This is a genomic window from Arthrobacter glacialis, from assembly GCF_002909415.1.
Taxonomy (GTDB): domain Bacteria; phylum Actinomycetota; class Actinomycetes; order Actinomycetales; family Micrococcaceae; genus Specibacter; species Specibacter glacialis.
In genome coordinates, this window is sequence record NZ_PPXB01000004.1 from 72,262 (window position 1) to 86,104 (window position 13,843).

Consider the following 13,843-nt stretch of genomic DNA (forward strand, 5'->3'; position numbering starts at 1 on the left):
CCCAACCCGAAAGAATCCTCATGATCCGTATTCCTTCCCTGACGGCTGCCGCGGCAACACTCGCCGTCGCCGCGTTCGCCCTCACCGGCTGCGGCACCACCACCGTTGACAGCGCCGGAAATGCGGCAGTCGCTGCCGCCTCGCAGGACTGCGCAGCCGACACCACAACCACCGCCACGGGCGCAGTGTCCATGACCGACGGCGTGGGCCGCACGGTCAAGCTCGACAAGCCCGCCGAGCGGATTGCCGTGCTGGAATGGCAGCAGATTGAGGATGCGCTCACGCTCTGCGTCGCCCCGGTCGCGGTCTCCGATTCGGCCGGCTACGGCACGTATGTCAGCGCCGAGACCATCCCCGAAGGGGTGGTCGACATCGGTACTCGCGGCGAGCCTGACCTGGACACCCTTTATGCCGCGAACCCAGACCTGATCATCATCGAGGCTTTCGGCGCCGACGACGAGCTCATCACACAGCTCGAGGCGCGCGGCGTGCCCGTGCTCGCCACCCTCGGAGCCAACGGCGCCGACCCCATCGGCAACATGAAATCCGTCTTCTCGATGATCGCTGAGGCCACGGGCCGCACCGAGCGTGCCGAAGCGGTCCTGGGCAGCTTTGACAAGTACCTCACCGACGCCAAGGCCAAGGTCGAGACCGCCGGCCTGCCGACGTCGAGCTTCCTGTTCTTTGACGGCTGGATCGAGGGCGGCAACGTCACCATCCGCCCGTACGGCAAGGGTGCCTTGTTTACCGCCCTCGGCGAGGAACTGGGCATGACCACGGCCTGGACCGATGAGATCGACAAGAGCTACGGAAACGGCGGCGTGGACCCGGCCTACGGCCTGGGACAGACCGACATTGAGGGCTTGACCGCGGTGGGCGGCGCCAACTTGTTCTACTCCAACGACGACACCGCGGACAGCTACGTGACCGAACTGGCCAAGAACCCGATCTGGACCGCGCTGCCGGCCGTCAAGGAAGGCCGCTCCTACGCGTTCCCGGCAGGCGTCTGGGGCGCCGGCGGGCCGCTGTCCTGCCAACAGGCCATTGACGCGTTCGTCAACGCCCTCCTCAAGGGGTGAACACTCTCACCCCCACTGCAACACCTGGGAGCCTGTCCCAAAAGCTTCACGCCAACCCCCGCGACACTGCCGCGGGGGTTGGCGTTCTGGCCGTCCTGGTCCTCGCGATCGTGGCCGTGGGTCTGTGGCACATGACCCAGGGCACCTCCGGCGTGGGCCCGGCGGAGCTGCTGCGCCTGGTCACCGGGGCGCAAGAGAAGGTGGGCGGCGTGCCGGTCATCGACGTGCTGACCGGCTCGCGCCTCCCCCGCTTGTTCGCCGGCGTCGCCGTGGGCTTTGCCCTCGGTGTCGCTGGCGTACTGCTGCAATCGATCACCCGAAACGTGCTGGCGTCCCCGGACACCTTGGCCGTCACAGCAGGCTCCTACTTTGCGCTCTCGCTCGTGGCAGCCTTTGGCTTGGCCGTGCCGTTGTGGGCGTCCAGCGGCGTTGCCTTTGTCGGCGGCCTGCTGGCCGCCGCCCTGGTCCTGGGTCTGGCCGGCAACAGCGCCGGCAACGGAACCACCCGGCTCATCCTGGCCGGTTCGGCCACGGCCATGGCCTTGGATGCTGCCACGGCCATGCTGTTGATCCTGTTCAAGGAAAACACCACGGGCCTGTTCGCGTGGGGCAGCGGCTCGCTGGCCCAACTCAACCTTGACGCCTCGGTCCGGGCCGCCCCTGTCATCATCGTGGTCTTGTGCGTGGCATTTTTGTTGTGCCGGCGGCTCGACGTCCTGAAATTGGGCGACGACACCGCCGCAACACTCGGTGTGCCGATCCGTTCAACCCGGCTCATCGCCGTGATCTGCGCCGTGCTGCTGACCAGCATCTCGGTGACTCTAGCCGGCCCCATCGCTTTTGTGGGCCTCGGTGCCCCAGTACTGGCCCGCCTCATCGCCAACCGCGTCCAGGCGCTGCACCGGCACCTGTTCCTGGTGCCGCTGTCCGGGCTGCTTGGCGCGCTGTTGATCCTGCTCGCCGACGCCGTGCTGCGCGGCATTCTCAGCGCCGAAGGTGCCACCTCCATCCCGACCGGCATTCCCACGGCGATGCTCGGTGCCGTTCTGATTGTCATCCTCGCGATGCGAATGCGTGATTCGGGCCCCATCCGCCAGCCACCCCATGCCCGGGTCGGCATCCACTCCCGCCGCCGCTTCCTGGCGGCCCTTTCGATTGCCGCGGTGATACTCCTCGTGGCCGTTGTCATGGGTCTGTTGGCAGGCAGTTTGTGGCTGCGGCTGGGTGACATTGCGCTGTGGCTCCAAGGTGCCGCGCCTGACTTGATTGGCCGTGCCCTGGATGAACGCGGCCCGCGGGTGGCTGCTGCCGCCCTGGCCGGTGCTGCACTGGGCTTGGCTGGCTGCGTGGTTCAAGCCACCGTTCGCAATCCCCTCGCGGAGCCGGGGTTGCTCGGCATTACGGCCGGCGCAGGTTTGGGTGCCGTCAGTGTGGTGACCTCGGGGGCTGGCGGACGCCCCCTCCTGATCATCATGGCGGTGGTGATGGGCTTGGCCACCTTCGCTTTGATCGCCCTGTTGGCGTGGCGCGGCGGATTCCTGCCGGATCGTTTTGTGTTGATCGGCATTGGGTGCGGTTATGGCCTCAGCGCCTTGACAACGTTTCTGCTGTTGCGTGCCGATCCGTGGAACACTCCCCGGATCCTGACCTGGCTCTCCGGCACGACCTATGGCCGGACGTTTCCCGATGTTGCCCCGGTGGCCTTGGGGCTGCTTGTGGCGGTGCCGTTGTTGTTCATGATGCGCCGCCAGCTGGATCTGCTGGCCATCGATGAGGACACCCCGCGCATCCTCGGGATCAGATCCGAGCGCACGCGCCTGCTGCTGCTGGCTGCGGCCGCCGTTCTGGCGTCCCTGAGCGTGGTGGCGATTGGCGCCGTCGGCTTTGTGGGGCTGGTGGCTCCGCACCTGGCCCGGGCCCTGGTTGGTGCCCGGCATGGCCGGCTCATCCCGGTCTCGATGCTGCTGGGCGCGCTGTTGGTGTCCGTCGCCGACATTCTGGGCCGGACCCTGATTTCGCCCGCCCAGATCCCGGCCGGGCTCATGATTGCCTTGATCGGCGGCCCCTACTTTGTGTGGCTGCTGCGACGCTCGCGGGGTTAGCGGCCAGCGGTTGGAGCAAGGTCAAAGCTGGGCCAGAAAGTCCCGGACGAGGGTGCCGATCAGTTCCGGGCGCTCGGCAATCAGTCCGTGGCCGGTTCCGGGCACTATGGACAGCTGCGCGCCCGGAATCGACGCCGCGATCAGCAGGCTGTGGGCCGGCGGGATCGAGTCCCGGTCCCCGGACATGATGAGCGTCGGTGCGGTGATGGCAGCCAGGCTGGCAGGATCGATCTGGGGCTCGCTGGTCCACAGCCGCATGAGTTTGGCGAGGACGGCGTCGGCATGGCCGGCACCATCCGGGGAGAGTCGCCCATAGTGCATTCGTTCCAGATCCGGCTTCACTTCCCCCTGCGCGGACGACGGCGGGGAATCCAGCCGGGGGCCGTTGCCGGCTGCGGGGGTGAAGACGGCGGGATCAAGGTTGGCGCTGATGGCCACAAGCGAGCGCACCCGCTGCGGATGTTCCAGTGCCAGCATCAGGCCAATGATCGCGCCGTCGCTGTAGCCGATCACATGCACCGATTGCAGGCCGTGGGCGTCAAGATAGGCGAGAGTGTCAGCAATGCCGCGGGCGTAGCTGTAGTCGGCGTCGATGTCAGCCGAACGCCCGTGGCCGGACCGTTCAAAGGCAAAGACCTGGTAGTTCTGCGCCAACTCATCAAACTGCCCGCGCAGCGACTCCAGGGAGCAGAAACCCCCATGCAGCAATAGGACCGCATCTCCCGCGCCGGCAACTTCCGAATACAATTCTTCGCCGTTGATGCTCAGGTAGTTCATAGGATCCAACCGTCTTTCGGGGCACCGTCTTCCGGGGCCGTTTGCGCGTTGCAGTGCCGGGCCTGTCCGCCCGTCAGAGATTACCACTGGCCCGGGCCGGGCTGACCACCGCCTTGCCTGGCCGGGCGTACACTGCGGCAATTAACGCGGTGGCCAGCAGCTAGGCTTGAAGCATGCGTTTGTCTGTGCCTTCCCGCCGTCCACTTGTGGCCCTGGCGGCCGCTTCCCTGCTTGTCATGACGGCCTGTGCACCGTCCGTGACCATCACCGCCGCCGAGGACGCCAACAATCCGGCGTGTGCCCCCATGATGGTGGCGCTGCCGGATTCCTTGGCCGACGCCAAGCGCCGGACCACCACAAGCCAGGCCACGGCAGCTTGGGGCGAGCCGTCCCTGGTGGTGTTGCGCTGCGGTGTGACGGTACTCGGACCCACAACGGACAAGTGCGTGAGCGTCAACGGCGTGGACTGGGTCCTGAAGCAAAAAGAGGAAACATGGACCATCACCACGTACGGGCGCACCCCGGCCACCGAACTGGTGCTAAAGGAGAACACGATTCCCTCGGACACCGTCTTGACGCAGATTTCTGCCGCGGCTGCGAAGATTCCAGCCACCCGCAGCTGCGTAGGCGCCGGGGACTTGGAAACCCCTAAGAGCTAGCTGCTACACCTGTTCGCCGAGCCTCCACAAGGACGTAACTTCCTTGCTGCGGGCGTCAAAGAACGGGTCGCTGCTGTCCATGGAGCGCGGGTGTTTGGCTGGTGTGTCCACCTTATCCAGCACCGTGAGCCCAGCTTTCTCGATCCACCCGAGCAGTTCTTCTCGTGAGCGCAGGCCAAGGTGCTCGGCCAGGTCTGAAATGATCAGCCAGCCCTCTCCCCCGGGTTCCAGGTGTCCGCCCAAGCCCGTCAGGAAGGCCTTGAGCATGCGGCTCTTGGGATCGTAGACGGCGTTGTCCAACAACGTATTGGCCGTTCCGGGCAGCCACGGCGGGTTGCACACCACCAGGGGCGCACGCCCGTCCGGGAACATGTTGGTCAGGCTCGCTTCCACGGCGTCGGCCAGACCCAGGCGTTCCATGTTGTCTTGGGCGCAGGCAATGGCCCGTGGTTCACTGTCCGTGGCAATGACAGTCTTCACCCCGCGCTTGGCCAAAATGGCCGCCAGCACCCCGGTGCCCGTACCAATGTCAAAGGCCAGCTCTCTGGTTGGCAGGGGCGCCTGCGCCACCAACGCCAAGTATTCGCTGCGGATGGGCGCAAACGTCCCATAGTGCGGGTAGATGAGGTCATCGAGTTCCTGCACAAACAATCCGTTGCGGCGCCATTCGAAAGCGCCCACGGCGCCGAGCACGTCCTGCAACGGGGCAACCGTCAGGGTGTCCACGTCACCGGCAGCGGCTTGCCAGGCTGCTGAAACGTCCGGGGCGCGGCGCAAGGCAACGGCCGGGCCGGGCTCCAAGGGGACCAGCACAAGGCCCAGCATCCTTGCCCTTTGCGTCCGTCCCTGGCGGTAGCGGTAGAAGGCTTGGGCGACGCTTTCGCCGTCGTGCCGGGAAAAGGTGGGCAGGCGCCGGGCCATGGCTGAGAGCAGCTGGCGGGCATTGTGATAATCACCCTGCCACAACAATGCTGTGCCCTGGGCGGCCAGGCGGTAGGCGTCGTCGGCGGTCACGGAGTCATCCACGGCCTGGACCTTTTGGGGCGCTGCGGCACCGCTGGCTGAGTACCACGGGACGTTGTGCTGCGCCTCGCCGTGCGTCCAGGAAATGGTGTTCGACGGCGGCAATGGTTCAGTGCTCATGGGGTGGGGCTCCTCGAATGATTGCCGGGGCCAAGCAGTGCTGGCGAGTGCCCACAGGACAGGACTAACGCCCTAGTTTAGCCCGTGAACGAGGCCAGCATTTTTTGGATGGCTGCGAATTCGCTTCCCCCGGCATAGTTTTGTGCCGACGCCATGTCATCAAAATTGCTCACGTGGCTGAAGCTGACCTGGCGCGTGGTTGTGTTGTGGACGGCAGACTTCACCCCAGTCTCCACCGTGACCGTGCCGGTGAGCTGACCTGGTGCCCGCTGGGTGGGTTCAGCGGCGGCGGCACTGATGGACGCGGCCAGCTTGACATTCTGCGGCCACAGGTTGCTTTTGCGCAACTGGTCCTTGCCACCCAAGTCCATGGCCAAGGACTGGACAGCGAACGGTGCCGGGGCCGAAAGCTTGGCGCCTCCAGCTACGGTGCCAAGCACCGTCACGGGCACCAGCGTCCCGGCGATGCCCGCGTGGACGCTGTCCATGACCGTGAGTTCAGCTTTCTTGCTGCCGCTGTGATCGTAAACCACCACGCTGTTGCGCTGCCCAAACTGCTGGTTGATTGAGCCATCCATGACGGTCCAGCCGGCCGGGTGTTCAAAACTGATTTTGGCCGCATTCAGGGTCCCGGAATACCTGGCCCATTGCATGGTGCCTGCAATGTTCACTGTGACACTCTCCCTTGCCTGCTCCCCCAGAAACCCCTGCTCCCACAGCGCAGCTGCGGAGCTGGCCACCAGTTCCGGGACGGCATTGAGCGAGCCAAGAATCACATCCATCCGCGGACTGATCTGCACCGTTTTGGCGACACAATCCATGAAGCCTTCGACAAACGGCACAGCCCAGCTGCTGGCCAGGGAGATTTGTTCCATGGTGGTGTCCACCAGTGGAGCCACACACGCGGCGGTGGTGGCATCAAAGTCCTCTAGGTTCTCCCGGCTCTCAAGAGTGGCAGCCACCATGATGCTGAGGTAGTTGAGTAAGAACAAGGCAGGGTATGGCTGGAATGTCCACTCCGTCTGATCAGCCCCGGCGGCCGACAGCTCAAACTCCACGGCGGCCCCGGGCACGGCACCCGCCCGCCCGTTGGCGCCTTTCACCAGCGGTGTGAACACCTGCTGAAAGTACGGGTTAAGTATCGTGGGATTGGGCACAGCAGCGCCAAATCGCTGTTCGGCCGTGGCCAGACGCAGCGGAACTGACGTACTGGCGCTCACGGAAACCACCACCTTGCCGGTGGACTCACGCAAACAAATCCAGGCGCCCGCCGGAGAGGGTGCATCAAATGTCATGCCCGCAGCCGCTGCCTGTTGCCCCACGCAGCTTGGCTTGCTGGCCGCCATTTCCGCGGTTTTCTCCACACCGGATTGCACGGTTTTCAACACTTGGGAAACGTCAACGTGGACAGCCCAAAACTCACCATCAGCTGGCACCTGGGCATTAACTTCCTTGGTGTCTGGATTCCACGCCACTCTCATTAATTCCGGTTCGGCGGCATCCTTGCGTTGGTGGACCAGTGCCAGGGAATCAACGCTGGGGCTGAAGCCCTTTGCGTATTCTTGCGGATCCAGTGTGAGCGTCACGCTCATGGCAGCACCATCGGCCAGTGGTGCGCCCAAAGTCAGCTGCAGTTTCTGACTAACCGTCCTGAGTACGCCGCCGTCCTGGGGCGCCGCCGCTGGCCTTCCCAGCGAGGCGCTCACAGCCGTGTCCGTGGCCACTGCTGTGCCGGGCACGGTGATGGTTGCGCCAGCAAGTTCCAGCACAGCCCCTTGGGCTGTTGTCCGGGTCTCCTGTGAGGCGGCCTTGGCGTCAGGCATCAGCGCACAACCGTTCAGCAGCAGTGCCACCCCGGCCAGCACAGCAACTACGCTCGCAGCAGGTGATGGGACGCCGTGGGCACGGCTGAAGACAGCTGAACGTTTTGACACGGATTTCCTCAATGATTCTGTGTGGGAGTCGCCAATTTCAGCGTCAATTTCCTTGTGCGCTGCCTTGACGGCCAAACACAAATGCCACGAGCAGCACTGTGACCCCCCGCACAAAAACTGTCGTATGCCCCAGCATAGGGGCGGGCTTGCGCAATTTCGACTTATTGCTGGCTTGTGTCAAGGGCCTGAATCTTTGGTGCTAGATTTTTCTACCATGGCTGACACACCAAGGCGACGCCCCGGCATCAAACTCATGCTCATTGGCGGGGCAGTCATGACTGCCGGCATTGCCGGTCTTATAGTCTTCCCTCCCGGCTCCTGCAACACGGCGGTGCTCATTGCGCTGCTGCTGGCCGTGGTGGGTGGCGGAGTTGTGTGCCTGACCGGCTCCATTCAGCGCATCATCCACCTGTTGAGGACCACGGGCTTCCTGGGGATCAAGATCAGCGAATAACCATGGAACGGGCAATGCCCGGCTGCCATGCCAAGGGGCGGCAGACAACGGGGCATTGCTTTATCGTCTTGCGGCGTGAGCCCTGCTAGGCGCGGGCTCGCTTGCGCAGGCGCAGCACCAATCCGCCGAGCACCAGCATGAGCGCCGCTGAGGAGAGCCAGATCAAGCCGCCGCTGGCACCGGTGGAAGCCAGCCCACCCGAGTCCTGCGCCGCATGATCTGTGCCGGCAGTGCCAGGAGCCGTGGCGCTGCCGGGAGCACTTGTTGACGGAGAGGGTTGTGCTGATTCGCTTGGCGCTCCCACGGCCACGAACCGGACTTCCTGCGTTGCAGTGGCGTTGCCAGCCACATCAGTGGCTCGGAACAACACGGTCGCCGCCTTGTTTCCGGCAACCACTGCTGCTGTGTACGGCGCCCAGGTGGAACCGGCATCAACGCTGTATTCCAGTGTTGCGATGCCGGAGCCGGCATCCGTTGCCGAAGCCACAGCGGTGCGGTTCGCTGCCACCGAGGTCAAGGCAGGAGCCACGGTGTCCACTTTGATGGTGCCCAAGGTCTTGGTCTCCTCGGTACCGTTACCACCATTGACGGAGCGGTAGTTCACCTTGGTCTCCCCGTCGGCGAGCTGGATGGGAGCAACGTAGGGGACCCATTCGCCGTCGTTCAGCTGGTACTCGGTGCGAATTCCGGACTCTGCAGCCAGGGCCGCGGCGCCTCCCTGCACGCTCAAGGTCAAGGTCGGGGCAGTGGTGTACCAGCCCGAAGCGGGGGCTTGTGCGATGCTGGCGGTGGTGACCGGGACTGTCCAGGCTTCCTGGGTGAGCGTGACCGCATCAACCGTCCAGAACGCACTGTTGGTGCCGGTGTACTTGAAGCGCAGCTGTGCTTCCTTGGCGCCGGCGGGAATGTCGAGCGGCAGGCTTTCCATCCTGTTCGTGTCGATCTTGTAGGCCTTGAGCAGCTGGGGTGTGCCGCCGTCGAAGCTGATGAAGACCTCAGCGGATTGGGGGCCGTCGATGAGGTAGTTGCTGGCGAAGTTCACCGAGGCGGCAGGGTTGCCGTTGAGCGGGAAGGCGGGGCTGACCAAGGTGGAATCAAATTTTCCGGCGGCGTGGGACTTGTCATCCCACTCATCCGAGTCCGCCACAGCAAAGACGTTGCGGTTGCGGACGCTGGTTTCGCGGCCCTGGTTTCGCTCGATGTTGGTCCAGAACTCGTCGGTGGCGAAGGACCAGCCGCTCCACTCGGCGATTCCGCCGGTGGGCATGGCTGAATTGTCGATGCTCCAGCCTTCGGGGGCTGTGTGGGTCCAGCCGAGCACGTCCGCTCCCACGGCTGTTTCATCGGCGCGGGGCTTGAGCTGGCCGCGGAGTGTGTCGAAGGCGTCCGGGACAATTTCGTCGATGGGCTTGCCGTCCAGGTTCCAGGCCGGATCGATCGCCACGCCCTGGTGCTTGAGCACTGTGGGGGCGATGTCCGTGACCTTGACGTCCTCGCGCGTGGAATTGGCGGGGATGCCGGGGCCCTGGGCGATGACGAAGGACTGGCGTTCCAACTGGGTGCTGCCGCCATGGCCGCCGGTGGGCGTGTGGCCATGGTCCGCCGTGACAACAATGAGCCACTCTTCCGCCGCGTAGCTGGGGCGGGCCTTGACGGCTGCGAGGATCTCGCCAACCTTGGCGTCGGTGATCTTCAACTGCGCCTGGTAATTGGCGCTGCTGCTGCCAGAGTTGTGGCCGGCGCCGTCGACGTCGTCAAGATGAACGAAGGTGCTGTCCGGGTTGCCATTCTTGAGGTAGTCAACAGCCTTGGCGGTGGTGTTGTTGTCCGATCCAGCGGAGATTTTCAGGTCCGTGCCGGAGTTGAAGATGATATCGGGGATGGGTCCCCAGGTGCCGGCCACCAGCGTGGACGTGGCGGAGTCGCTGTGTTCCAGGCGGTCCTGGAAATTGGTGAACTGTTCCAGGTTGTTGCCAGTGAAGCTGTTGTCCACCACCTGGTGCTTGTCCGGCCACGCGCCGGTGGCAATGGAGCTCCAGCCCGGTCCCGAGACCGTGGGCGCCATGGGGTTGGCAAAGAGGTTACTGACGGCCGTCATGCCCGCTGTGCGGACCGACTCGATGGCCGGCAGTTCCGTCTTGTCCATGACGCTGATCGAAGCCCCGTCAAGGCCGATCACCAGCGACTTCTGGATCTTGGTGCCCGAGGGCAGTCCTTCATAGGGAGCGCCTGGGACTGCTGCGGAGGCGGCGGGTGAAAACGTCATGGCAGCCACCGCCACGGCGGCAGTCACTACAAGTGGGCGGACGACGCGATGTGATGAGCGCATGATCTCTTTTTCGTCTCTGGTGCCGTTGTTGGCACCTTTTGAACGATAATGAGCCAGATGAAAGTTTCCGTTTTAAGCCGGTGATCGCAGCGTGAACACTGCTTGTCAATACAAGCCAAATGCGTTCACCCCGTCGGGTGACGTGGGACACGGCGGACATGAACGACGGCCGTCTGCCCTCCCTTTCACACGCTCTCGCGGCAGACACTGGGCCCCTCACCGCTTTCTCCCCTCAGACCCTCGCTCAGATCCGGGGCTTAATCACGAAACGCTCCTTCAGCAGGTGAAGGAGCGTTCGGGAAAATGGCCCCTTATGTGAAGGAGCGTTGGGGTCTCGACAGGCTCGACCCCCGGATATTGGGGGTTAGCGCAGGCCCACCTTGCGGTTCAACGCCAGCTGCAGCAGCTCGTCAATGAGTTCCGGGTAGTCCAGGCCGGAGGCGGCCCACATTTGCGGGTACATGGAACTCGGGGTGAAGCCGGGCATCGTGTTGATTTCGTTGATGATCAGCTCACCGGCCTGGGTGTAGAAGAAGTCCACGCGGGAGAGCCCTTCAGCACCCACTGCGTCGAACGCCAGGGCTGCCTGTTCCCGGACCCGGGCAATGTCATCCTCCGGCATGTCGGCCGGGCAGCTGAGGCTGACGGCGTCGCCCTGTACGTACTTGGCCTCGAAGTCGTAAAACGCGTGATGTTCGCCATCTACCATGGCAATCTCACCCGGCTGGGAAACGCGCGGCGCATCGCTGCCCCGGCCTTCCAAGACGGCACATTCAATTTCCCGGCCCACGATGCCAGCCTCAATGACCAGTTTGAGGTCGTGCTCGCGGGCTTCAGCGATGGCAGCATCAAGCTGATCCAGCGAATCAACCTTGGAGATTCCCATGGAGGAACCGGCGCGCGCAGGCTTCACAAAAACCGGGAAACCCAAGACCTCCACCCGGGTGCGAACCTTGGCCGGGTCAACAGTCCATTCCCGGTCAGTGACGGCAACGTAGGGACCAACCGTCAGCCCGGCAGCCTCAAACACCACCTTCATGAAGTGCTTGTCCATGCCGAGGGCGGAGGCCAACACGCCTGCGCCCACATAGCGGGTGTCACTGAGTTCAAGCAGCCCCTGAACAGTGCCGTCTTCTCCCCACGGACCGTGCAGCAACGGGAAAACAACATCCACCGAGCCGAGAACCTGCGGAACCTTGGCTGCTTCGGTCACCACCAGCTGGCGGGCATCACCGAACTGGGTGAGCGAAACGGTCTTGTCCCCCGCCACCACCTCGGGCAGGGAGGCGTTCTTCAGCGACCACGCCGAGAGGTCATCCCCGGCCAAGACCCACTGGCCGTTTTTCGCAATACCGATGGGAACGACGTCGTACTTCCCACGGTCGATGGCGCCCAGGACGCCGGCGGCAGTGACACAGCTGACGGCATGCTCGCTGGAGCGGCCGCCAAACAGGATGGCCACGCGGATGGGCGCAGTTGTTGCGGGGGAATCAGTAGTCACGCGTCAGTCGCCTTCGGATTTCAATTGGCGGGCCAACAGCAGCGGGCCCAGTTCATCGACAGTAAGTTTACCCTCCAGCACGCCCACCACGGCGTTGGTGATGGGCATATCAACACCCATCTTCGCGGCCAGATCAGACACGGCCCGGCCGGACTTGATGCCCTCAGCCGTCTGCGTCATGCGGTTGTTGACCTCATCAAGGGTGAGCCCCTCCCCGAGCATGCGCCCGGCGGTGTGGTTGCGGCTCAGCGAGGACGAACAGGTCGCAACGAGGTCGCCCAGACCGGCCAGACCGGACAGGGTCTCGGCCTTGCCGCCCAGCGCCAGCGCCAGCCGCGTGGTCTCTGCCAGGCCGCGAGTGATGACGGAGGCCTTGGTGTTGTCGCCAACTTTTTGGCCCTCGCAAATGCCCACGCACAGGGCAATGACGTTTTTGACGATCCCGCCAATCTCCACGCCCACCACATCATCAACCGTGTAGGGGCGGAAATATCGGGGCTTGCACACGTTTGCCACCCACTTGGCCGTGTTTTCATCCGAACACGCCACCACCGAGGCGGTGGGCTCCTGGCGCGCAATTTCCATGGCCAGATTGGGCCCGGAGACCACAACAATCCGGTCTGGGCTGAGCCCCAGTTCCGTCTCAATAACCTGGGACATGCGCTGGTCGGTGCCCAGCTCCAGCCCCTTCATCAGACTGACCACGACGGCGTCCTTGGCGAGGTGTCCGGCCCAGCCGCGCAACTGCTCACGCAACGTTTGTGCTGGCACCGCCAAGACAACCAGCTGGGCATCCTTGAGCACTTCTTCCACGTCGATCGAGGCGCTGATGTTGGCAGGCAGCTCGGTGGTGGAGAGGTAGCGCGGATTCCTGTGGTGGCCATTGATCTGGTCGACCACTTCCTGGCGGCGGCCCCACAGCACAATCTTGCGATCGGTGCCTTCGGCGGCATCGCCGAGGATCTTGGCAAAGGTGGTCCCCCAGCTGCCGGCGCCCAAAACTGCAGTCTTGACCGGCGCAATTCCATCCACGTAACTCACGTCAGGTCCCCTTTTTCTGTTGTTCCGGCGTCGTTCTTGGTCTTCTTGCCCGCCCGATCGGCAGCGGAACCACGCTCTTCAAAGCGGCCGTGGCTTGACTGCTGGTGTGCGGACGGATCCCAGCGCTGCGCCGGGGCCTTCTCGCCACGCAGCGTCTCCAACAGTGCGGTGATGTCTCTCATGATGACATCAGTCATGGCCTCCAGGGTTGCCTTGTCAGCGCTCTTGCCGGCAAATGCGCTCAGGTCCACGGGGTGACCCACCACCACCTTGACCTTTTTGCGCGGGAAGATCTTCACGCCCTTGCCGTAGCGAGGGAACACTTCCTGCGCACCCCAATGCACCACGGGAACCACCTTGGCGCCGGTGGCCAGGGCCAGGCGGGCCGCCCCCGTGCGGCCCTTCATGGGCCACAGCTCGGGGTCCCTGGTGAGGGTGCCTTCGGGGTAGATGACAACTGCATTGCCAGCGTCGAGCACCTCCCGGGCGACGACGAGGGACTTTCCTGCACCGGCGCCGCTGCGCTCCACCGGAATCTGGCGTGCGCCGCGCAGGGCAGTGCCAAGAATGGGAGTGTTGAACAAGCCATCCTTGGCCAGGAAGTGCGGCATGATCCGCTGGTTGTACAGCAGGTGACCCACCACGATGGGGTCAATTTCGGTGCAGTGATTGGGCACCACAATGAATCCCTCATCCACCGGCAGGCGGTCCAGGCCGTACCATTCCTTGCCCATGAGCACGTTGATGGCGCTCCTGGCAATGCCGGCAACCGTGGCAAAGAACATCCGGGTACTCAGCTTCATGCCGCGTGGCTTGAAGGGGCG

11 protein-coding genes are annotated in these 13,843 nt (G+C 64.1%); 4 read left to right on the forward strand and 7 right to left on the reverse strand.

Going from position 1 to position 13,843, the window contains the following annotated elements; translation table 11 throughout:
* The first annotated feature begins 20 nt into the window (after positions 1 to 20).
* Both CVS28_RS05660 and CVS28_RS05665 read left to right on the forward strand, forming a co-directional pair.
* Positions 21 to 1,079, forward strand: coding sequence for an iron-siderophore ABC transporter substrate-binding protein (locus CVS28_RS05660; RefSeq protein ID WP_103480965.1), 1,059 nt, complete (start codon positions 21 to 23; stop codon positions 1,077 to 1,079).
* The gene (locus tag CVS28_RS05665) at positions 1,076 to 3,181 is read left to right on the forward strand and encodes an iron ABC transporter permease (RefSeq protein WP_243399718.1); all 2,106 of its coding nucleotides are present in this window, start codon (positions 1,076 to 1,078) and stop codon (positions 3,179 to 3,181) included. The genes CVS28_RS05660 and CVS28_RS05665 overlap by 4 nt, the downstream gene beginning before the upstream one ends.
* 21 nt (positions 3,182 to 3,202) lie before the next feature.
* On the opposite strand, the gene CVS28_RS05670 is transcribed toward CVS28_RS05665, so the two are convergent.
* Positions 3,203 to 3,958: an alpha/beta fold hydrolase gene (locus tag CVS28_RS05670; protein ID WP_103480966.1), complete on the reverse strand. Its 756-nt coding sequence runs from the start codon at positions 3,956 to 3,958 to the stop codon at positions 3,203 to 3,205.
* Between the two features lie 173 nt (positions 3,959 to 4,131).
* Here CVS28_RS05670 and CVS28_RS05675 point away from each other — a divergent pair, with 173 nt between their 5' ends.
* Positions 4,132 to 4,617 carry a DUF3515 family protein gene (locus CVS28_RS05675; RefSeq protein ID WP_103467236.1) on the forward strand — a complete coding sequence of 162 codons (486 nt, stop codon included), beginning with the start codon at positions 4,132 to 4,134 and terminating at the stop codon, positions 4,615 to 4,617.
* Between the two features lie 3 nt (positions 4,618 to 4,620).
* Here CVS28_RS05675 and CVS28_RS05680 read toward each other — a convergent pair whose 3' ends face one another.
* Both CVS28_RS05680 and CVS28_RS05685 read right to left on the reverse strand, forming a co-directional pair.
* Positions 4,621 to 5,760, reverse strand: a complete 1,140-nt coding sequence (locus CVS28_RS05680) for a N5-glutamine methyltransferase family protein (protein WP_103480967.1) — start codon at positions 5,758 to 5,760, stop codon at positions 4,621 to 4,623.
* 77 nt (positions 5,761 to 5,837) lie between these two features.
* Complete coding sequence (locus CVS28_RS05685) at positions 5,838 to 7,694, reverse strand: hypothetical protein (protein WP_133159067.1); 1,857 nt, start codon at positions 7,692 to 7,694, stop codon at positions 5,838 to 5,840.
* Between the two features lie 214 nt (positions 7,695 to 7,908).
* Here CVS28_RS05685 and CVS28_RS05690 point away from each other — a divergent pair, with 214 nt between their 5' ends.
* Positions 7,909 to 8,148 carry a hypothetical protein gene (locus tag CVS28_RS05690; protein ID WP_133159068.1) on the forward strand — a complete coding sequence of 80 codons (240 nt, stop codon included), beginning with the start codon at positions 7,909 to 7,911 and terminating at the stop codon, positions 8,146 to 8,148.
* A gap of 85 nt (positions 8,149 to 8,233) precedes the next feature.
* Here CVS28_RS05690 and CVS28_RS05695 read toward each other — a convergent pair whose 3' ends face one another.
* From CVS28_RS05695 to CVS28_RS05710, 4 genes are all read right to left on the reverse strand, one after another.
* Positions 8,234 to 10,477: an alkaline phosphatase family protein gene (locus CVS28_RS05695; protein ID WP_103480970.1), complete on the reverse strand. Its 2,244-nt coding sequence runs from the start codon at positions 10,475 to 10,477 to the stop codon at positions 8,234 to 8,236.
* A gap of 364 nt (positions 10,478 to 10,841) precedes the next feature.
* Complete coding sequence (locus CVS28_RS05700; RefSeq protein ID WP_243399719.1) at positions 10,842 to 11,978, reverse strand: D-alanine--D-alanine ligase family protein; 1,137 nt, start codon at positions 11,976 to 11,978, stop codon at positions 10,842 to 10,844.
* Positions 11,979 to 11,981: 3 nt separating this feature from the next.
* Positions 11,982 to 13,019, reverse strand: coding sequence for an NAD(P)H-dependent glycerol-3-phosphate dehydrogenase (locus CVS28_RS05705; protein ID WP_103480971.1), 1,038 nt, complete (start codon positions 13,017 to 13,019; stop codon positions 11,982 to 11,984).
* Entirely contained in the window at positions 13,016 to 13,822 is an 807-nt protein-coding gene (locus CVS28_RS05710; RefSeq protein WP_103464729.1) for a lysophospholipid acyltransferase family protein, read from the reverse strand. Before CVS28_RS05710 ends, CVS28_RS05705 begins: the two co-directional genes overlap by 4 nt.
* Positions 13,823 to 13,843: the final 21 nt, after the last annotated feature.

Coding starts and splice junctions, on each gene's coding strand:
- CVS28_RS05660 (WP_103480965.1), top strand. CDS start 21: ATGATCCGTATTCCTTCCCTGACGGCTGCCGCGGCAACACTCGCCGTC.
- CVS28_RS05710 (WP_103464729.1), bottom strand. CDS start 13,822: ATGAAGCTGAGTACCCGGATGTTCTTTGCCACGGTTGCCGGCATTGCC.
- CVS28_RS05690 (WP_133159068.1), top strand. CDS start 7,909: ATGGCTGACACACCAAGGCGACGCCCCGGCATCAAACTCATGCTCATT.
- CVS28_RS05680 (WP_103480967.1), bottom strand. CDS start 5,760: ATGAGCACTGAACCATTGCCGCCGTCGAACACCATTTCCTGGACGCAC.
- CVS28_RS05695 (WP_103480970.1), bottom strand. CDS start 10,477: ATGCGCTCATCACATCGCGTCGTCCGCCCACTTGTAGTGACTGCCGCC.
- CVS28_RS05675 (WP_103467236.1), top strand. CDS start 4,132: ATGCGTTTGTCTGTGCCTTCCCGCCGTCCACTTGTGGCCCTGGCGGCC.
- CVS28_RS05670 (WP_103480966.1), bottom strand. CDS start 3,958: ATGAACTACCTGAGCATCAACGGCGAAGAATTGTATTCGGAAGTTGCC.